Origin of the sequence: Campylobacter concisus, assembly GCF_003049065.1 — a bacterium.
GTDB lineage: Bacteria > Campylobacterota > Campylobacteria > Campylobacterales > Campylobacteraceae > Campylobacter_A > Campylobacter_A concisus_BE.
On record NZ_PISC01000006.1, the window covers coordinates 15408 to 34189 of the forward strand.

General features: G+C 39.2%; 21 protein-coding genes. 12 read left to right on the plus strand and 9 right to left on the minus strand.

What is annotated here, in order from left to right; genetic code table 11:
- Nucleotides 1-5: 5 nt before the first annotated feature.
- The 4 genes from CVS81_RS06095 to CVS81_RS06115 all read left to right on the plus strand — a co-directional run bounded on the left by CVS81_RS06095 (nucleotide 6) and on the right by CVS81_RS06115 (nucleotide 1527).
- The gene (locus tag CVS81_RS06095; RefSeq protein WP_107965414.1) at nucleotides 6-368 is read left to right on the plus strand and encodes a hypothetical protein; all 363 of its coding nucleotides are present in this window, start codon (nucleotides 6-8) and stop codon (nucleotides 366-368) included.
- Nucleotides 369-682: 314 nt separating this feature from the next.
- Nucleotides 683-907: a hypothetical protein gene (locus tag CVS81_RS06105; RefSeq protein ID WP_107965416.1), complete on the plus strand. Its 225-nt coding sequence runs from the start codon at nucleotides 683-685 to the stop codon at nucleotides 905-907.
- 126 nt (nucleotides 908-1033) lie between these two features.
- Nucleotides 1034-1225: a hypothetical protein gene (locus CVS81_RS06110; RefSeq protein ID WP_107965417.1), complete on the plus strand. Its 192-nt coding sequence runs from the start codon at nucleotides 1034-1036 to the stop codon at nucleotides 1223-1225.
- Between the two features lie 65 nt (nucleotides 1226-1290).
- On the plus strand, nucleotides 1291-1527 hold the full coding sequence (locus tag CVS81_RS06115; RefSeq protein ID WP_107965418.1) for a hypothetical protein: 237 nt from the start codon (nucleotides 1291-1293) through the stop codon (nucleotides 1525-1527).
- Nucleotides 1528-1915: 388 nt separating this feature from the next.
- Here the strand turns inward: CVS81_RS06115 and CVS81_RS09780 are convergent, their stop codons facing one another.
- Nucleotides 1916-2203 (minus strand): hypothetical protein, encoded by a 288-nt coding sequence (locus CVS81_RS09780; RefSeq protein ID WP_159070970.1) that lies wholly within the window; start codon nucleotides 2201-2203, stop codon nucleotides 1916-1918.
- A gap of 219 nt (nucleotides 2204-2422) precedes the next feature.
- On the opposite strand from CVS81_RS09780, the gene CVS81_RS06130 reads away from it, so the two are divergent.
- From CVS81_RS06130 to CVS81_RS06140, 3 genes are read left to right on the plus strand one after another with little or no spacing between them, the layout of a single operon-like run.
- Complete coding sequence (locus tag CVS81_RS06130) at nucleotides 2423-2857, plus strand: hypothetical protein (RefSeq protein ID WP_107965421.1); 435 nt, start codon at nucleotides 2423-2425, stop codon at nucleotides 2855-2857.
- Nucleotides 2857-3276 (plus strand): hypothetical protein, encoded by a 420-nt coding sequence (locus CVS81_RS06135; protein WP_107965422.1) that lies wholly within the window; start codon nucleotides 2857-2859, stop codon nucleotides 3274-3276. Before CVS81_RS06130 ends, CVS81_RS06135 begins: the two co-directional genes overlap by 1 nt.
- 5 nt (nucleotides 3277-3281) lie before the next feature.
- Entirely contained in the window at nucleotides 3282-3677 is a 396-nt protein-coding gene (locus tag CVS81_RS06140) for a hypothetical protein (RefSeq protein WP_107965423.1), read from the plus strand.
- A gap of 72 nt (nucleotides 3678-3749) precedes the next feature.
- Here the strand turns inward: CVS81_RS06140 and CVS81_RS06145 are convergent, their stop codons facing one another.
- Nucleotides 3750-4250 (minus strand): DNA-deoxyinosine glycosylase, encoded by a 501-nt coding sequence (locus tag CVS81_RS06145; RefSeq protein WP_199907164.1) that lies wholly within the window; start codon nucleotides 4248-4250, stop codon nucleotides 3750-3752.
- Nucleotides 4251-4347: 97 nt separating this feature from the next.
- Between CVS81_RS06145 and CVS81_RS06150 the strand changes: the two genes are divergently transcribed.
- Nucleotides 4348-4779 (plus strand): hypothetical protein, encoded by a 432-nt coding sequence (locus CVS81_RS06150; protein WP_199907165.1) that lies wholly within the window; start codon nucleotides 4348-4350, stop codon nucleotides 4777-4779.
- A 31-nt stretch (nucleotides 4780-4810) separates the two neighbouring features.
- Here CVS81_RS06150 and nifJ read toward each other — a convergent pair whose 3' ends face one another.
- The gene (gene nifJ, locus CVS81_RS06155) at nucleotides 4811-8362 is read right to left on the minus strand and encodes a pyruvate:ferredoxin (flavodoxin) oxidoreductase (protein ID WP_107965426.1); all 3552 of its coding nucleotides are present in this window, start codon (nucleotides 8360-8362) and stop codon (nucleotides 4811-4813) included.
- A 156-nt stretch (nucleotides 8363-8518) separates the two neighbouring features.
- On the opposite strand from nifJ, the gene CVS81_RS06160 reads away from it, so the two are divergent.
- The 4 genes from CVS81_RS06160 (at nucleotide 8519) to fldA (ending at nucleotide 11352) form a co-directional block, all read left to right on the plus strand.
- Nucleotides 8519-9685 carry a sugar transporter gene (locus tag CVS81_RS06160; RefSeq protein ID WP_107965427.1) on the plus strand — a complete coding sequence of 389 codons (1167 nt, stop codon included), beginning with the start codon at nucleotides 8519-8521 and terminating at the stop codon, nucleotides 9683-9685.
- Between the two features lie 135 nt (nucleotides 9686-9820).
- Entirely contained in the window at nucleotides 9821-10132 is a 312-nt protein-coding gene (locus CVS81_RS06165) for a DUF2325 domain-containing protein (protein WP_002939277.1), read from the plus strand.
- A 3-nt stretch (nucleotides 10133-10135) separates the two neighbouring features.
- Nucleotides 10136-10849 carry a UDP-N-acetylmuramate--alanine ligase gene (locus CVS81_RS06170; protein ID WP_107965428.1) on the plus strand — a complete coding sequence of 238 codons (714 nt, stop codon included), beginning with the start codon at nucleotides 10136-10138 and terminating at the stop codon, nucleotides 10847-10849.
- Nucleotides 10850-10860: 11 nt separating this feature from the next.
- Nucleotides 10861-11352, plus strand: coding sequence for a flavodoxin FldA (gene fldA, locus CVS81_RS06175; RefSeq protein WP_103580793.1), 492 nt, complete (start codon nucleotides 10861-10863; stop codon nucleotides 11350-11352).
- A gap of 28 nt (nucleotides 11353-11380) precedes the next feature.
- Here fldA and CVS81_RS06180 read toward each other — a convergent pair whose 3' ends face one another.
- The 6 genes from CVS81_RS06180 to CVS81_RS06205 form a co-directional block, all read right to left on the minus strand.
- Complete coding sequence (locus CVS81_RS06180) at nucleotides 11381-12118, minus strand: amino acid ABC transporter ATP-binding protein (RefSeq protein WP_107965429.1); 738 nt, start codon at nucleotides 12116-12118, stop codon at nucleotides 11381-11383.
- Nucleotides 12118-12786, minus strand: a complete 669-nt coding sequence (locus CVS81_RS06185) for an amino acid ABC transporter permease (protein ID WP_021089366.1) — start codon at nucleotides 12784-12786, stop codon at nucleotides 12118-12120. The genes CVS81_RS06180 and CVS81_RS06185 overlap by 1 nt, the downstream gene beginning before the upstream one ends.
- A gap of 23 nt (nucleotides 12787-12809) precedes the next feature.
- The gene (locus CVS81_RS06190; RefSeq protein WP_002939347.1) at nucleotides 12810-13562 is read right to left on the minus strand and encodes an amino acid ABC transporter substrate-binding protein; all 753 of its coding nucleotides are present in this window, start codon (nucleotides 13560-13562) and stop codon (nucleotides 12810-12812) included.
- Between the two features lie 9 nt (nucleotides 13563-13571).
- The gene (locus tag CVS81_RS06195) at nucleotides 13572-14324 is read right to left on the minus strand and encodes an amino acid ABC transporter substrate-binding protein (RefSeq protein WP_107965430.1); all 753 of its coding nucleotides are present in this window, start codon (nucleotides 14322-14324) and stop codon (nucleotides 13572-13574) included.
- Between the two features lie 9 nt (nucleotides 14325-14333).
- Nucleotides 14334-15113: an amino acid ABC transporter substrate-binding protein gene (locus CVS81_RS06200; RefSeq protein WP_087582973.1), complete on the minus strand. Its 780-nt coding sequence runs from the start codon at nucleotides 15111-15113 to the stop codon at nucleotides 14334-14336.
- A 145-nt stretch (nucleotides 15114-15258) separates the two neighbouring features.
- Complete coding sequence (locus CVS81_RS06205; protein WP_107965431.1) at nucleotides 15259-18711, minus strand: acyl-[ACP]--phospholipid O-acyltransferase; 3453 nt, start codon at nucleotides 18709-18711, stop codon at nucleotides 15259-15261.
- Nucleotides 18712-18782 lie beyond the last annotated feature (71 nt).

The window sequence follows — 18782 nt, forward strand, 5'->3', positions numbered from 1 at the left end:
AAGTCATGATTAAACTAAGGATCGTGATAGCAATATTTTTTACATTATTATCATCATTAAATTTATATAAACTATTAACAGAAGAGGGTTATAAAGGGGGAAAGATATATGTGGTATCAACTGCGCAGTCTATAACCATGCAGATAGTTTTAATCATTTTACTGATCGCATATACGATATATTTGATAAGGCTAAATTCTAAAATACCAGAATTTACAAAGTGTCCAAAGTGTAAAAATAGTTATAATTTCACCGATATAAAAAATGGCAAATGCCCTAAATGTAATGTTAAAACAATAGAAGTTGAAAAATATTATAGACAGTTTCCGGATGAGTTGAAAAATTTAGAAAAAGATAAAAATGATTAAATATTGTCTTGCTTTGGTGATGATTGTAGCTGGATTTAAAGTGTTGTTTGTTAAGCAATTTTGGTCGAAAGGGGCTTTTCATGATTTTTCAAATCCATTATTATACATACCAATAAGTGGCTTTTTGATTATTGGTGGATGTTTATTAATATTGAATAAAAGAAAAGAAAAATGACTATCTCAAAACAGGAATTTAAGAAAGTTACAAATAACATTTTTGGAAAAAAGATTACCAGATGGTCATGACATTAGATTGTAATTATTGGAAGTTGATTAATGGGAATTAAAAGCTTTTTGGATTTTATGGAAAATAAATGAAGTATGTACTTTATATTTTTTCAATAATTTTGTTTATCCAAGGTGTTTTATTAGCCTTTGGAATATCCGTTTATGGTGCAAGACAAAAACTTGAGCCAAACATGGAAAATATATGTTTTTACTTTATATTTTCTATAATATGTTTTATTTTTGCTAGAAATAAGAAGATACTGGATTTTTTTGAAACCATCAATGGTATAAATGGTAAAAGCAAAAAATAGAAATAATTAAATTTATATTTTTATAAATGGAGCAACTGAGATTAAATTTGCAAAAGATTGTTTAATGATAATATAGTCTTTGTTTAACAGGATATAACAATATAAAAAAGACACTTGGAATAAAAAATGAACGCTAAATTTGGATTTATCTTTTTAGGTTGTATTTTTCTTTTGGAAGCCATTTGGGCTTTATTTGGTGGCAAAATTTATTTTAGGTTTCATGGTTGGCAAACAATTGATGAAAAAAGTATTTTTGGATTTTTCGTTGTTGGGTTATTTTTTATATGTTTAGGATTTTTCTACAAATCCAAAGAATAAGTCAAATTTAAAGATGCAAATTTAGAAAACAGCAAAAACAATAACAACAAATTCAAGGAATAACTATGTTTTATAAATTTTGCTATGTCTTTATTGGTTTTGGATTTTTATTTATATCTATTAGGATATTTGCGAACAAAAAATTTGAAAGATTTGCAATAGAACATGATTTTTCTAGTTTGGGTGATACTTATGTTATTCCAGCCATTATTAGCTTGGCAGCTAGTTTCGCATTTTTTTATCTTGCCTTCCGTTCCACAAAAAACATCAAAAAATACCCAATTACAAAAATGTCCGAGTAATGCAAAATTTTAATTTTATAACACCAAAATCAAAAATAGAAATCAAAAAAAGAAAATCAAGAATTTGCTAAAGGTTAAAAATGTAAAATTAAAGGATAAAAGCAAAAGTTGACGGATTTTGAACTAATTGACAAGGTTTGGAGTAAGCCCATTTTTAGCTTACAAAGTGACAGGATAACAAGTGGACTTAATATCTATTTTTTTAATATCAAATTTAGTGCTTTATTTAATACTATATATAAGTAAGCGATTTATGATAAATTTCATATATAAATTTTTCAGACTTTTATCTGGATTATATATTTTTATAGGTTATGCCATACTTGTTTATTTTGCTTGCTATATTGTCTATTATCACAACAATAGGTTTGAAATAGGCCCTGGAATATTAATAACCAATATAGTTGTTTTTTTTATGAATATGATCTGGCCAGCCATTATATTGATAGATTGGCAAAATAACCCTAAGCACTTTTCTGGCTATTATCAACTCTTTTTGAATATATTTCTGATAGTTACTATTTTTTTGATGGGGGATAACGTTGGCTTTTAATAATATTGGTCTAATTTTCGGATCTATTGCAAGTTTTATATTTTTGATTTTTTGGCTAAAAGAGTCTAAAAACAAGGGGCGAAAGTTTATTTTTAGGTATTTTTTCGTTTTTGTCGGTGCCATAATGATCATCCTAACAAATTTTATAAAAATTCCTAAAATTGTAGCATATGACCTAGGTGATAGAAATTTACTCTATATCGCATTTGCTTGTTTATGTCTTCAGCTCATAGTTGATATTTGCTATGTTATTTGTGCTTTTTTTCATAAAGTTAAACAAGTTGATTTATGAATATAAATAATTCTTTTAAATTTGGCAATGGTGCATTGTGAGATATTTTAATGGGTAGTTTTATTAGCAGGATAATTGACATTGGTTTTATGCCAAACGCTCCGTGGCTATATTGGCTGGTATTTGACACTGTAGGATTACTATTTTTAAAGATGCTGATAGAGGATGTTATTTCAAGTTTATACTATCTCAAATTTAAGACAAGAGGCAATATCCAGTCTATTTTATATATCTTGTTTGACTTGGCGGTTATATTGTTGATAGCCTTTTTGTTTTATAGGCTATATTTTAGTGTCACTAGATCGGATGGCATTTTGCCCCTAACAGTTAATTTTTCACTTTTTCTTGTTGTTGCAGTTTGTTTTTATGCTATTTTTGGGACAATTAGGCATTTGGTAAAACCACAAAACAATGCTATAGAAGCCAAACCAAAATTCTTTAGAATGTCTCGCTCAAAAAGACGTAAGGAAAATTTGAAAAAATAATGGATAAAGTTTGGGGTGAGCTAATCTTACAGCTTATGATGGGGGATTACCCATTACTGCACTGGGTTATTTATAATATCTTTGGACTACCACTTATGTTTTATATATGGAAGGCTACAGCTATTTTCTTGCATGGTGGTATTGCCATTAGCAAAAACAATCCCATAAAAGGTATATCTCTTAAGTTATTCTTTGTATTGGTTTCACTATTTCCTATAAAATTTACTTTTACAAAATCAAACGGCTATCTTGTTTATCCTTGTGTTTTTAGTTATATCTCTACCCTTGTTGTATTCCTTTTTGCTATTAGACATATAAAACAAAAACCAAATGATACTTTAGAGGCCAAGCCAAAATTCTTTAGAATGTCTCGCTCAAAAAGGCGTAAAGAAAATTTGAAAAATAATGCTAGAAAGTAGAAAATATGTTTAACCGCATAGGTGGCTTTTTTATAGGATTTATGTGCTTGCTTTACTGTATTTCTATACTAGCTAACAAAAATGTAAAAGTTGGTGAGAAGTTTTTTAAATTTAATGATGCTGGCAACTTGTATCTGTTGCCAGCACTTGGATTTTTGCTGTTAAGCATTTATGGTTTTTGGATGGCTTTTAGAAAAGAGCCGCCAGTCGTGCAAAGGCTAGAGGGCATGTGGTGTCCTGACTGCATGAAATTTTATAATATAGGTGAAACTACATGTGAAAAGTGCGGACAAGAGTTACTAAAATGCTATAACACACACTATGAAACAAGGCCAAAACCAAAGACCGAGCCGCTGTTTAGATCAAAGCCTAGAAATAAAAAGCGAAAGTTAAAGAGATAAATTTATAAATTTTGTAATGCAAAAAGGGAGCAAGACAAAAATAATTCGAAGGTAAAGTCATTTTGATTTTTGTTATTCTAGCGCTCTAGCTATCATCGACCACTCTTTTGCGAGCCTTTCAAGGCTAAATTTGGCATTTGCAGGGCTGGTTGATGGTAGTTTTATCACTTCATTTTTTGTCGCTTTTATAATCTCATCTTCTAAGTATTTTTTACAAATTTCATAAGCTTTGCCGCCGTTTGCATAGACTTGCCTGATCTTTGCCTCTTTAAATATCGGCTTTAAATTTACAGGTACGATCTTGCTCATTTTTGCGTCGCTTGAGCCCTCTATCTCGCACGATATCGCCGCGTCATATATCGCTATGTGATGAGAGAGTAGAAATTTTATCTTTTCATCAATGCTTTCTGGCACATCGGCGTTTAAGATTCTAGCTAGCGCCTGCCAAAAGCGGTTTTGCGGATTTGTATAGTAAAAGCCAAATTTACGAGAGATGACAGAGGGGAAAGAGCCTAGGATCAAAATTTTAGAGTTTTTATCAAAGATTGGCTTAAAAGGGTGCGTTTGGCTCATATTTTTGCCTTTTAAATTTATGAATAATTTTAGATAATGATATATAAAATTTGCTTTAGAAGTTAAATTTTAAGGAGCCGGAGTGCCTTGGCGCAAGATGAGGTTTTTTGATAAGGGCTGGATAAGCGGTGATTTGGACGATGATGAGTTTGAAAAGAGGATAGAGGATTATGGCTCATATATAAGGTCTTTTTATGGCGAGCTAAAGACGCTTGAGAGAATTTTTATAGATCTAAATTTTAGTGACGCAAAGATAGTATCTTCTGCCTTTATGAAAAGCGGCGCTAGGGTTAAATTTTATATCGGAGACTTGCAAAATGGCTACTTCGAGCTAAGCGTCGTTTTTAAAAATTTTCATATAGATGACAGCGCTCTTGGCGAGATCATAGCTAGTGAAGTGGCTTTTGTGGAGAAGAAATTTTATTTTTCATATATGATGAGTGATCTTAAGGAGCGTCATTTTGCCTTTGATGAGATATGCAGTATTAAATTTAAAAAGATTTCAAGCAAGATGTATTCTAGCTGCTAGAGTAAATTTTAGGTGCAAAAGCACCTAAAATTTAATTGATTTCGTCGCTAAAGTCTGCTAGGCTTAGGCGTTTTAGCTGGCGGTAGCGTCTTTGCGCGTCGGCTTTGTTTTTAGCTAGTAGCTCGTCTGCGTGCTCAGGGTTGGTCTTTTTAAGCGAGTTGTAGCGAACCTCGTTTAGTAAAAACTCTTCATAAAGCGACCAGTCTGGCTCTTTTGAGGTGATTTTAAGTGGATTTTGTCCCTCTTTTAAAAGGCGCGGATCGTATAGGTATGTCGGCCAGTATCCGCATTTTGTGGCGAGCTCGCCTTGTCCGCCTGACTGCGATAAGCCGCCTTTGATGCCGTGAGCGATGCACGGAGAGTAGGCGATGATGAGGCTTGGGCCATCATACGCTTCGGCCGCTGCGATCGCTTTTATCACGTTTGCTTGGCTCGCGTTTGAGTTGATCTGCGCTACAAAAATGTTGCCGTAAGTCATAGCGATGTAGCCAAGGTCCTTTTTCTGAGCTGGCTTGCCGCTAGCTGTAAATTGCGCTATCGAGCCTGCGCGGCTTGATTTTGAGCTTTGGCCACCAGTGTTTGAATAAACTTCGGTGTCAAGCACTAGTACGTTTACGTTCTCGCCGCTTGCTAGCACGTGGTCAAGTCCGCCAAAGCCGATGTCATACGCCCAGCCGTCGCCGCCGATGATCCACTGCGACTTTTTGACGAGAAATTTCTTAAGCTCTAAAATTTCTTTCACGCCCGGCGCGCTTAAATTTTGCTCTAAGATAGGCAATAAATTTTTCGTGATATCTTGTGTTTTAACGCCATCATTTTTGAAATTTATCCAGTCGTTGTAAAGCGCTGAAAGTGCGTTTGGCACGCTATCTATGTTGTTTCTCATGATATCTTCGATGCGGTGGCGCATGGTCTCCATCGCTACGTTCATACCCATGCCAAACTCGGCGTTATCTTCAAATAGCGAGTTTGCCCACGCAACGCCCTTGCCTTCGTCATTTGTGGTGTATGGAGTAGATGGAGCTGAGCCGCCATATATCGAGCTACAACCAGTCGCGTTTGCCACGATCATGCGCTCGCCAAAGAGCCTTGTAATAAGCGTGATATACGGAGTTTCGCCACATCCTGGGCAAGCGCCGTGGAATTCAAAGAGCGGCTTAGCAAAGCCAACGCCCTTAACGCTCTCTTTGTTCATGAGATCGTCTTTGTAAACGACCTTTTTAAATAGATAATCAGCATTTTCTTGCTCGTTTTTGCCTAGCTCTTCTTCAAGCGGCACCATTACGAGCGATTTTTCCTTGCTTGGGCAGTTTTGCGCGCATAGCTCGCAGCCGGTGCAGTCTAGCGGGCTTACTTGGATTTTATATTTTAGTCCCTTGACCTCTTTGCCTTTGGCTTCTAGGTTGTGCTCTTTTACGCTATCTGGGGCTGCGCTAAGCTCGTTCTCGTCTATCAAAAATGGCCTGATGACAGCGTGTGGGCAGACAAATGCGCACTGGTTGCACTGGATGCAGTTTTGCTCGATCCATTTTGGCACCATGACACCAACGCCGCGCTTCTCGTAAGCTGTCGTGCCAGCTTCAAAGTGGCCGTCTTCGTAGCCTATGAAGGCTGAGACTGGCAGGCTATCGCCTCTGGCCGCATTTATCGGCTTTACGACATTTTCGATGAAGCTGTTGCCGATATATTTTTCATCTTTTTGCTCATCGTCTGCTAAATTTGCCCACGCAGGATCGACTGGTACCTTGATAAGACCTTTTGCGCCAACGTCGATAGCGTTGTAGTTCATCTGCACGATCGCCTCGCCTTTTTTAGCGTAGGCTTTGTGAGCGTATTCTTTCATATATTTTTGCGCATCTTCAAATGGTATGATGTCAGCAAGCTTGAAAAATGCCGACTGCATTATGGTGTTTGTGCGGTTTTTAAGGCCGATGTCGTGTGCTAGCTTTGTTGCGTTTATGATGTAGAAATTTATATTTTTGCTAGCTAAAATTTTCTTAACTTTATTTGGCAGTTTAGCGATCGTCTGCTCTGCGTCCCAGATAGAGTTTAGTAAAAATGTGCCGTTTTCTCTGATGCCATCAATCACGTCGTAAATTTCAAGATATGCTGCGACTGAGCATGCTACAAAGTGCGGGTTTGAGACGAGATAGGTCGAGCGGATCGGCTTTTTGCCAAAGCGAAGGTGCGAGCGCGTATAACCGCCTGATTTTTTACTATCGTAGGCAAAATATGCCTGCGCATAAAGGTCAGTCTTATCGCCGATGATCTTTATAGAGTTTTTGTTTGCGCCCACGGTGCCGTCAGCTCCAAGGCCGTAAAATAGGCACTCTTTAACGCTCTCATCGCTTAGTGAAATTTTCTCTCCAGTCGGTAGCGAGGTAAAAGTGACGTCATCGACGATACCTACTGTAAAGCCATCTTTTGGCTCGCTTTGGTTTAAATTTTCAAACACAGCTAGCATTTGCGCAGGATCGACGTCCTTTGAGCTTAGGCCGTATCTACCGCCAACTATGACTGGAGCGTCCTTTTGGCCATAAAATGCAGCTTTTATATCAAGATATAGCGGCTCGCCAAGGCTGCCAGGCTCTTTTGTGCGGTCAAGAACGGCTATTTTTTTCACGCTCTTTGGCATCACGTCAAAGAGATACTTCGTGCTAAATGGGCGGTACAAATGCACCTTAATAATGCCCACCTTTTCGCCTTTTGCGTTTAGATAATCAACGACCTCTTCAAGAGTTTGCGTCACTGAGCCCATAGCTACGATGACGCGTGTAGCCTCAGGGTCGCCGTAGTAGTTAAATGGCTTGTAGTCTCTGCCAGTGATCTTTGAAATTTCAGCTAGATACTCTGCCACGATGTCTGGCACTGCGTCATAAAAGCGGTTACTTAGCTCTCTTGTTTGAAAGTAGATATCATCGTTTTGCGCTGTGCCTCTTGTTTTTGGGCTCTCTGGATTTAGCGCTTCGTCTCTAAATTTCTGTAGCGCCTCGCGGTCAAGAAGTCTATCAAAGTGTGCGTAGTCAAGCACCTCGACCTTTTGAATTTCATGGCTCGTTCTAAAGCCGTCAAAGAAGTGTAAAAACGGCACTCTGCCCTTTATCGCTGCTAAATGCGCGACGCCAGCGATATCCATCACCTCTTGCACTGAGCCGCTTGCTAGCATAGCAAAGCCGGTTTGGCGACAGGCGTAGATGTCTTGGTGGTCGCCAAATATTGAAAGTGCCTGTGCCGCGAGCGAGCGAGCTGAGACGTGGATGACGCCAGGGAGGAGCTGGCCTGCTATCTTATACATATTTGGAATTTTTAAAAGTAGGCCTTGAGAAGCTGTGTAGGTCGTAGTTAGCGCACCAACTTGTAGCGAGCCATGCACCGTGCCAGCTGCGCCGCCCTCGCTTTGCATCTCGACTACTTTTACTGGCATACCAAATAAATTTTTCTTGCCCTGCGCTGCCCAAAGGTCAGTGTAGTCAGCCATAGGCGAGCTAGGAGTGATAGGGTAAATTCCAGCTACTTCGGTAAATGCGTATGACGCGTAAGCTGCGGCCTCGTTTCCGTCCATAGTTTTCATTATTTTTGACATATTTCCGCCTTAAAATTATCTTAAAAATGGCTTTATTATAAAAGAAAAATCCAAAATTTGTCATTAATCTCTATCATTAAAAAATTAAAATTTATAAATAACTAAGATGTAAGTCAAATTTTAATATTGTAGGGGCAAAGTAAAAAGGATGAAATTTTGATAAATATTCATAAAATAGCCTATCTAAGGGTTATCGCGCTAGCTTTTGCAGCTTTTATATTTAATACAACTGAGTTCGTGCCGGTGCCACTTTTAAGTGACATAGCAAAGGATTTTGGCATGAGTACGGCTGATACTGGGCTCATCATCACGATATATGCGTGGAGTGTGACGATACTCTCGCTACCTTTTATGTTGCTAACTGCAAATTTAGAGCGAAGGTCGCTACTTTTAAAGGTTTTTATCATTTTTGTCGCTTCTCACGCACTTTGCGCTGTTGCTTGGAATTTTACTGTTTTAGTCATAGCTCGCGTACTAATAGCCATCTCACACGCCATATTTTGGTCGATCACAGCTTCGCTTGCTGTTAGAGTGGCACCTATCAATAAAAGCTCGCAAGCTCTGGGACTGCTAGCACTTGGTACATCGATAGCGATGATACTTGGCTTGCCACTTGGTAGGATTTTAGGCGATAGCTTGGGCTGGCGTGTCACATTTGGGCTCATAGGAATTTTTGCTGTGGGCGTTGGCGCTTGGCTATATAAAATTTTGCCACTTTTGCCTAGCAAAAACTCAGGCTCGCTAAAGAGTTTGCCAGAGCTTGCAAGAAATGGCTTTTTGATGGTTATATTTTTGCTAACCGCTATCGTTATCAGCGCGCATTTTAGCACTTATAGCTACATCGAGCCGTTTGCTAAAGATATAAGCGGTTTTGATGGTAAATTTATCACTATATTTTTGCTTTTGTTTGGCGTCGCTGGCATTGTAGCAAGCGTGCTTTTCTCTAAATTTTATAAGCTCATACCAAATGCTTTTACAGCTATCTCAATAGCGATCATTTTAGCTTGCTTGCTTGTGCTAAATTTGATCGCTACAAATGAGAGCTTGATGCTTGTGCTTGCCTTTATCTGGGGTCTTGGCATAGCTGGGATAAATATGAGCTTTCAGATAAAGGTGCTAAGCTTAGCCTCAAATGCCACGGACGCTGCGATGGCGATATATTCAGCAATTTATAACATCGGCATAGGAGCTGGCGCGCTAATAGGACATCAAACAATAGTTCATCTTGGCGAGCAAAATATTGGCAACGTTGGTAGCCTTTTTGCAGCGGCTGGACTTGCCATCTTTCTCGTTGCAGCGGTTAAATTTAAGAAGGCTAATTAAATTTAGCCTTTTTAAAAACCAAAAACGTTACAAATTTCTACAAATAAGTGATAATAAATATCATAACTAAGAATAATTTTAGCTAAGCTTTTTTATAATCGTTATCAGAAAACGAATAAATTTTAGGAGCTTGTTATGTCAGTTTTAGTTATCGGAGCAGATGAGATCACGCCTATTAAGGCTGTTTTGCATGATTTGGGAGCTGAGAAGATAGAGCACTGGGACGCTAGAAACGAAAACCGCGTAAATCGCAAGCCGATCCCGCAAGATACTGAGTGCGTGGTGATGCTCACTAGCTTTTTAAACCACAACACGATGAAGACTATTAAAACTCAAGCAAAAAAGAGAAATATCCCTATCGTTTGTGCCAAAAGAAGCGTTAGTTGCGTATTTTGCGAGTATTGTAAGGTCTTTGGCCTAGATAAGGAATTTGGATGCAAAGAATAATAGATGAAGTTCGGGTTTTTATCAGATATTGGCGAAATAACTCCAAGTATTTTTGCAAAGCTTGACAAGCTTTCGCGTGCGAAAATTTTCATCGCACTTTATAATGTTGGCGTTGAGAGCGAGCTAAAGATCCCGCTTTCTTACGCTAAATTCCTAAATTTCAAAGACATTTTTGAGGCTAGGATAAATTTCTTACTGCGTGATAAATTTTTAAATTTCAAACCAGTTGATAGCTTTTGCATACCTTCAAACATCGTTATAAATGCTTATTTAAAAAATGATTTTAAAGGGTTGAGAGTTGTAGCAAAAGAGCCAAAGATGGCAGCTGCAAAGATGATAAAGATGCTTTATAGAAGCGGAGAATTTGAGTTTTTCATTGACGCAGCGCAGATGTTTTGCCAGTTTGTTTATGATAAAATACGCCTCCGCCATCAAGACAAAGAGGTCGTGCTAAATGGCGGTGTCATCTCGGTCAAAAAGGGTGGCAAAAATTTGCTCAGCGTCATGCCAAGCTTTAAAAGGGTGAGTTTTGATGATATGAGAAATTTAAACGACGACATCGATGCAGCCGTTTGCGCGCTTGGTCACGAGTGCGAGATGGTCTATATCGTTTGCCCTAGAAATGAGGAATTTAGGCGGCACGTTGAGGTTAGACACTGCTTTGCAAGAGGGTGCATAAAGCTCGTGCCTTATACGATTATTAGTAAAATTTTTTAAAAAGGATAAAAATGATAGGTATAGTTTATGGAAGCAGCATGGGAAATACCGAAGATGCAGCAAAACTTATAAGCGAGGGCTTGGGACTTGAAAACGAGCTTTTAAATGTCTCTGACGTGGACGCAGCGAAGCTAAATGGCTTTGATAAGCTCATCCTTGGCACATCGACTTGGGGTAGCGGCGATCTTCAAGATGATTGGGACGCGTTTGATTTTAAAGCGTTAAATTTAAGCGGTAAAACGGTCGCAGTTTTTGGCATGGGCGATAGCGAGAGCTACTCTGATGAGTACTGTAACGGCATGGCAAAGCTTTACGATGAGGTCGTAAAAGCAGGTGCAAAAGTAGTTGGCGAAGTTAGCACTGATGGATATACATTTGATGGCTCTGATGCTGTAAGAGGCGGCAAATTTGTAGGTCTAGCGCTTGATGCTGATAACCAGAGCGACAAAACTGAGGGTAGAATTTCAGCTTGGATCGAGCAGATAAAACCATACTTTGCGTAATAAATTTAGCTAGATCTTCTAGCTAAATTTATATATCCATAGCCGAGATGAAGCTTTTTATCCTCTCATTTTGGCTGTTAAAAAACTCATCAACTAAGCCATCAAAGGCGATCACACCTTTATCTAAAAACAAAATTCTATCAGCTATCTTTCTAGCAAAATTCATATTATGAGTGACGATGATCATAGACTTTTTCTCTTTTGCAAGAGATAAGATGACCTTTAAAACTTCAGCCTCAAGCTCTGGATCAAGCGCACTTGTAGGCTCGTCAAGTAGCAAAAAGTATGGATTTACAGCTAGCGCTCTAGCTATGGCCACGCGCTGTGCTTGTCCGCCTGAGAGCCTGTTTGGATATGTATCTTCTTTATGGCTAAGCCCCACTTTGGCTAAAAGCTCTTTTGCCTCTTTTATCGCTTCGTTTTTATCCTTTTTTTGAACGTAGATCGGAGCTTCGGTGACATTTTGAAGCGCTGTTAGGTGCGGGAAGAGGTTGAAGCTTTGAAAGACCATGCCTGTTTTTTTACGAATTTCTAAAAGCTCTTTTGAGCTAAGCTTCTCTTTAAAATTTATACTCCTGTCATCTACCTCTAAAGTGCCACTTTGTGGGATCTCAAGTAAATTTATGCATCTAAGAAGTGTTGATTTGCCACAACCAGATGAGCCAACTATCACGGTCGTTTGCCCCTCTTTAAAGCTTGTATTTATGTTATCTAGCACCAAATGATCGCCGTAAGATTTGCTTATATTTTTAAAATTTATAGCCATTAGACATACCTTGAGACAGCTTTTTCAAGCCTTGATTGAAGATAGGTTAAAAGTGTGCAAACCACTAGATAGATGAGTGCTGCTAGGATGTAGAGGATGAGTGGCTCAAAGGTCCTTGCTGCGATCCTTTGAGCGACCATAAACATATCTACCATCGTTATAGAAGCTGCTAGTGAAGTGTCTTTAACAAGGCCTATAAATGTGTTTGAAAGCGGAGGGAGCGAGATCCTCACTGCTTGAGGTGCGATGATGCGCTTTAAAATTTGATAGTGTGTCATGCCAAGCGATGTGGCTGCCTCCCACTGACCTTTTGGCACAGAAAGTATGGCAGCCCTTACTGACTCAGAGGCATAAGCGCCCACGTTTAGGCTAAATGCTATAGTAGCCGCACTCCAAGTATCAAGCGTGACACCGATGCTAGGAAGCCCGTAAAATACGATAAAAAGCTGCACAAGAAGCGGTGTACCGCGAAATATCCAAACGTAGGTGGCAAATATAAATTTTAAAATTTTTATATTTGAAAGTCTCGCTACTGCTGTGATAATGGCGATGACAAGCCCTAGCGAAAACGAGAGCAAAGTAAGTGGGATCGTCACTTTTAAAAGCGCGATGATCATCGGTAGCGTCGAGCTTGAAACAAGCTCGATCACTCTATCTAAATTTTCCATTTTTGCCTTGTTGGTTTATAAATTTATTTTGAGACGTCTTTGCCAAAGTAGCTTTTAGAGATAGCTTCTAGTTTGCCCTCTTTTGAAAGCTCAGTTAAAGCATTTGAAATTTGCTCTGCAAGCTCGGCGTTATCTTTCTTAACAGCTGCTGCTGTGTAGTCTTTCTCATCAAGTGAGGCAGCTATCTTTACAGGTGCGTTTGGACGCTCTTTTATGAAGTCGTAAAATACGATGTTATCTCTTACAACAGCATCTACACGCCTTGATATAAGAAGCTCCATACTTTTAGCATAGCTATCAGTCACAACTAGCTCAGCACCGTATTTTACGGCGACTTTCGCCCAGTTGCTAGTTGCTGAGTCGGCATCTTTTTTGCCTTTTAGATCAGCAAAACTTTTGATGTCGTTATTATCTTTTCTAGTGATGATAGCGCCAAATGTCACAGTATAAGGCACCGAAAAAGCATACTTTTTCTTTCTCTCATCGGTTATGCTTACTTGGTTAAACACAACGTCTGCTTTGCCAGCGTCAAATGCCGCTAACATCGCGTCCCATGGAGCTGTTAGAAACTCAACTTTTAAATTTAGCTTTTGCGCTACTGCTCTTGCGATATCTACGTCGTATCCTACTAGCTCATTTTTGTCATTATAAAATGTAAAAGGCGCGTAAGTGCCTTCTGTTGCTACTGTTAGCACGCCATCTTTTATAGTTTTTGCTTGCAAATTTAGAGCCATTGCAAGCACTGCTACTACTTTTAATAAATTTGTAAATTTCATTTTGATCCTTTATTTTGAAATATCTTTTCCAAAATATTTCATCGAAATTTCGCTTATCTTGCCTTCGGCTTTTAGCTCATCAATCGCTTTGTTTATCGCTTCTAATAGCTCGGTATTGCCTTTTTTAAGAAGTGCAGCAGTTGGCATCGGCTCATTGCTAGTGTATGCGATCTTTAGCGGTGCATTTGGGCGTTGTTTGATGTAGTCAAAAAATGTGACATTGTCATTTATCGTATCGTCAGCTCTTTTTGAGATGATAAGCTCCACGCCTTTGCTAAAGCCATCAGCCACGACCACTGTTGCGCCGTTTTTCTCAGCTATCGCTGCCCAGTTGCTAGTTGCAGAGTGCACGCTTCTTTTGCCTTTTAGATCAGCAAAACTTTTGATGTCGTTATTGTCTTTATGCACGACAATTACTGGATATGGCATGGTGTAAGGCACGCTCATATCATACTTTTTCTTTCTATCTTCGTTTATGCTAACTTGGTTAAAAACGACATCTGCTTTGCCAGCGTCAAATGCAGCTAGCATCGCGTCCCATGGAGCTGTTAGAAACTCGATCTTTAAATTTAGCTTCTTTGCAACAGCTTTTGCGATATCTACGTCATAGCCTACTAGCTCGCCCTTTTCGTCATAAAATGAGTAAGGTGAGTAAGTGCCTTCAGTTGCAACTATAAGCTCGCCTTTTTTGATAGTTGAAGCATTTAAATTTAAAGCTAAAAAAGCACCTGCGATAAAGCCAAAAATGGGCTTAAAATTCATTGATTCTCCTTATTTAGAAATGTCTTTGCCGAAGTATTTAAGCGAAATTTCGCTTAAAACTCCTTCTTTGCTAAGCTCATTTAGGGCATTATTTATCTTATTTAGTAGCTCTTTGTTACCTTTTTTAACAATCGCGGCCGTATACATCGGCTCATCGCCAGCTTCGATGATCTTTATAGGGGCATTTGGGTGTTGTTTGATGTAGTCATAAAACATCACCGCATCATCTATCGTATCATCTGCTCTTTTTGTGATGATCAAATTTATCTGATCGCTCAAACTATCAGCCACAACTAGCTTGGCGCCATACTTTTCAACTGTTGGTATCCACATGCTATTTACTGAATGCACGCTTCTTTTGCCTTTTAGATCAGCAAAACTTTTGATGTCACTATTATCTTTATGCACGACGATGGCCGAGTAAGAGACCATATATGGCACGCTGTAGTCATACTTTTTCTTTCGCTCGTCGGTTATGCTTACTTGGTTAAACACCACGTCCGCCTTGCCAGCGTCAAATGCCGCAAGCATCGCATCCCATGAAGCCTCGATAAATTTTGGTTTTACGCCTAGTTTTTTAGCCACAGCTCTTGCTATCTCCACGTCATAGCCCATTAGCTCATCTTTTTCATTGTGAAATGAAAATGGCGAATAAACGCCCTCTGTTGCTATCCTTATGACGCCATCTTTTTTGATCTGCTCGTAAGAATTTGCTAAGGCAGAATTTAAAGAGAGCAAACAGCCAACTACGCAGAGCGCACCAAATTTAAAAGCACTAGAAAATTTCATACAAAACTCCTTATAGAAAAAATAAAATCAATAACGGAATTTGCAAAAAAAAGAAAATTTTTTAAGATTTATGCAAATGTCAGTCGCAACTGCGACCTAGGTAATGTTTTGGCGCTATTTTATCACAAAAATAAAGGGCGGTGCCTCACTCCGCTAAAAGTGAGACCGCTAGAGCTTTAACGCCCTTAAAATCAACCTTTCCGCTTGCAAGCGTTGGGATATCATCAACGATGAATATATAGCTTGGCATCATTATAGGAGCTAGGCTACTCTCTTTTAAAATTTGCTCTAAATTCTCTGGCTCTGTGCCACTTTTTACTAAAAGTGCGATTGCTTCGCCCTTTTTGCTATCTGGCACGTTTGCGCTACTAAAGACAACGTCGCTTCCAAGCACCTTTGCAAGCTCTTCTTCGACGCTTCCAAGGCTTATCATCTCGCCGCCAATTTTAGCAAATCTTGAGTATCTATCGACGATAAATACAAAGCCGTTTTCATCGATGTGGCCTTTATCGCCAGTTTTATAGTATCTTACGCCATCAATGTGCGTGATGACCTCGCTTGTTTTAGCTTCGTCGTTTAGATAGCCCTTCATCACTTGTGAGCCGCCGATCACTATTAGCCCGTCCTCGCCAGTTTCTAGCTCTTCTAGAGTTTCTGGATCGATTATTTTGATGATAGTGCCAGGTAGAGGCATGCCAACGCTGCCAGGTCTATTAAATGTAAGCTCTTTTAGGCTCTCTTTTTCTAGGATATTTGGCATATTTACAGCAGCTACTGGCGCCGTTTCGGTCGCGCCATACCCTTCATAAATTTCTATGCCAAATTTGAGCCTAAACTCGTCTTTTATCTCAGGTTTTAGCTTTTCAGCCCCAGCTACGACCATTCTGGCACTTTGAAACATTAGCGGATGAAGCTTTTTGTTTCTGGTGTAGAGCCTAAAAAACGTTGAGGTGCCAAAGATTATGCTAGCGCTGTGTCTTGCGGCCATTTTGCCGATAGTCGCTCCGTCTGTTGGGTCAGGCACGCTTACCATTTTTACGCCCTCGCAAAGTGGCATGAGCGTGGTGACTGTTAGTCCAAATGAGTGAAATACTGGGAGTGAATTTAAGATCACGTCATCTTTTTTGAAATTTAGAAGTTCGCTTATTTGCTTAATGTTTGCAAGTAAATTTTTGTGGCTTAGCTCGATGCCTTTTGGCTCGCCCTCGCTGCCACTGCTAAATAAAATAGTTGCCGTATCCTCTAAGCTCACTGGCCTAAAATAGCAAAGCTTAATAAGCCAAGTTGGAGCAAAAAATGCCGTTAAAAGCGCTAAAAATTTCTCTTTTTTTGAGACGCTGGCTGAGAGATCTTCTGCAAATTTAGCCCTGCCGCTCATCGCATCTTTTAGATCAAAGCCCTTAAGTGCGAGCTTTTCAAGAAATTTGCTAGAAGTGATCACTGTATTTATATCTGCCTTTCTTAGGGCGTGATTTAGCGAGGTAGCATTAAGCGTATAGTTTAAATTTACGCTCACTTTGCCCATGGCAAGAAGCGCCATATTGACGATAGCTGCGATACTTGAGCTAGGCAGTAAGATGCCTATATTTTTCTCATCTTTTAGCTCGCGTTTGAAAATTTTGATAAAGACTAAAACGGCTGTTATAAATTTCAAGTTGCTTAAATTTAGCCCAGTGCTGTCGCTTACGCACTCTTTAAATTTATCCTCTTTTGCGTTATTTAGCCATTCGCTTGTTAGTGGTTTTTGTCTTGAGATAAAGCTCTCCCACGATGAAAAGCTAAGCTCAAGCACCTTTTGCTTCATCTTTGCAGCGTTTATAAATGTAGTTATTGGCTTGCCAAAGGCGACGATGATGTCGCGTCTGCCGTTTTTAGAGGTAAGGTCTTTGTAAAATTTACTAGCTCTTGAAAAGCTTGAACCCCAAAGGCCACGAAGATAAAATGGCACGATGCAAATTTCTTCTAGATCTCTTATGATAAGCTCAAAGCCTTTTTGAAACTCGTTTATCTGGCCGTTATAGCTGATGTGGCCCTCTGGGAAAAGTGCGACCACTTCGCCATTTTTTAGGCACTCTCTAACTAGCTCTATCGACTCTTTGCTAGCTCCTGCGCCTATTGGGATCACTTTAAAAAATTTAAAAATTTGCTTTAGATACCATTTGTTATAGATTGTTCTATACATGACAAATCTTATGCCCCTTGGGCTTGCAGCTTGAAGCACGAGCCAGTCGATCCAGCTGATGTGATTGCCAAGAAGTAGCGCGCCGCCACTTTGCGGTAAATTTTGAAGTCCTTCAACGAAAAAGCGGTACTTTGTCTTTAAAAATGGCAATAAAAGTAGCCTTGTAAAAAGGTGTGGAAGCTGCAAAATGGCATAAAAACTGCCAATGAGGCAAACAAGCGCTGTAAAGACAAAGAGTCCGGTGGTTGAAATTTCAAAATATACTAAGCCTATGCCAATGGCTAGAAATAGCAGCATTGAGACGTTTTGCAAGAAGTTGTTTGCCGCCATTATCTTGCCAGTGCTCTTTTGTGGGGCAAAGTACTGGATCATCGCATTTAGCGGCACTATAAATATGCCTCCAAAAAAGCCAAATGCAAATGAGCTAAGGCTCACTACGCCGATGCTTGAGCCAAATGCGAAAAATAAAAGCGAGAAAAATATACCCATAGCACCCATCGGCACGATGCCAAGCTCGATGTGTAGCTTTGACATAGAGCCAGCCACGTATGAGCCAAATGCGATGCCTATGGCGCTTACTGCAAGGATCGCTTGCACCGCTAGTGAGCTGTCGTCGTTAAAAACGGCTTTGTAGTGAGCTGGAAAAGCTGCGATGATGATCTGAGAAATTCCCCAAAATATGCTAAGACCAGCGATGCTTAGCCAGATATTTTTATCTGATCTTACCTCTTTTAAATTTTCTCTCAAGTAGCTAAGGCTGATGTATCTTTTAAGCTCAAATTCTCCGCTTTGTTCGTTTGTTTCGTTGATATAAGGTAGCTTGTAAGCAAAAAATGCTTCAAGCGCGCTAAATACGACTAAAAAGATGCCGATAGGATAGACGCTTTTTAAAATTTCTTCTGAGTTTTCGCCTTGGATGTATAAATTTTCAAATATAAATGAAAACAAAAATGAGCTAGCGAGTATCGCTACGATGGTTAGTGCTTGTATGATGCCGTTTGCTGTGCCAAGTCGCTCAGTGCCGACAAGTGCTTTGATGATGCCATATTTTGCTGGCGAGTAGATCGCACTTTGAGCAGCCAAAATGAGTGTTAGCGCAAATGCCACGCCAAAGGCACCCAAAAGGTAGCTAATAAGCACCGCAATGCTGATAACAACGCCAAAGACGGCGCAAATTCTAATAACCTTTGTCTTTGCAAATTTGTCATTTATAAAGCTTGAAGGAGAAAATAAAAATATAAATGGAAGCAAGATCATCGCATTTATAACGGCTGTTAGGATAAAAAGCGTGTCGCCTGAGTAGGTCTTTAAAAGGACGTTTTGGATGGTTATTTTGTGCGCTAGATCGACACTTGCGTTTAAAAATGCGATCGCAAGGTAGGGCAAAAAGCCAGTGACTTTTAGTAAATTCCTCATGAATAAAGCCTTTTTAGATTTAAAATTTTGTAAATCTAGCAGTAAAATATTTAAAATATCATTAATAAAAA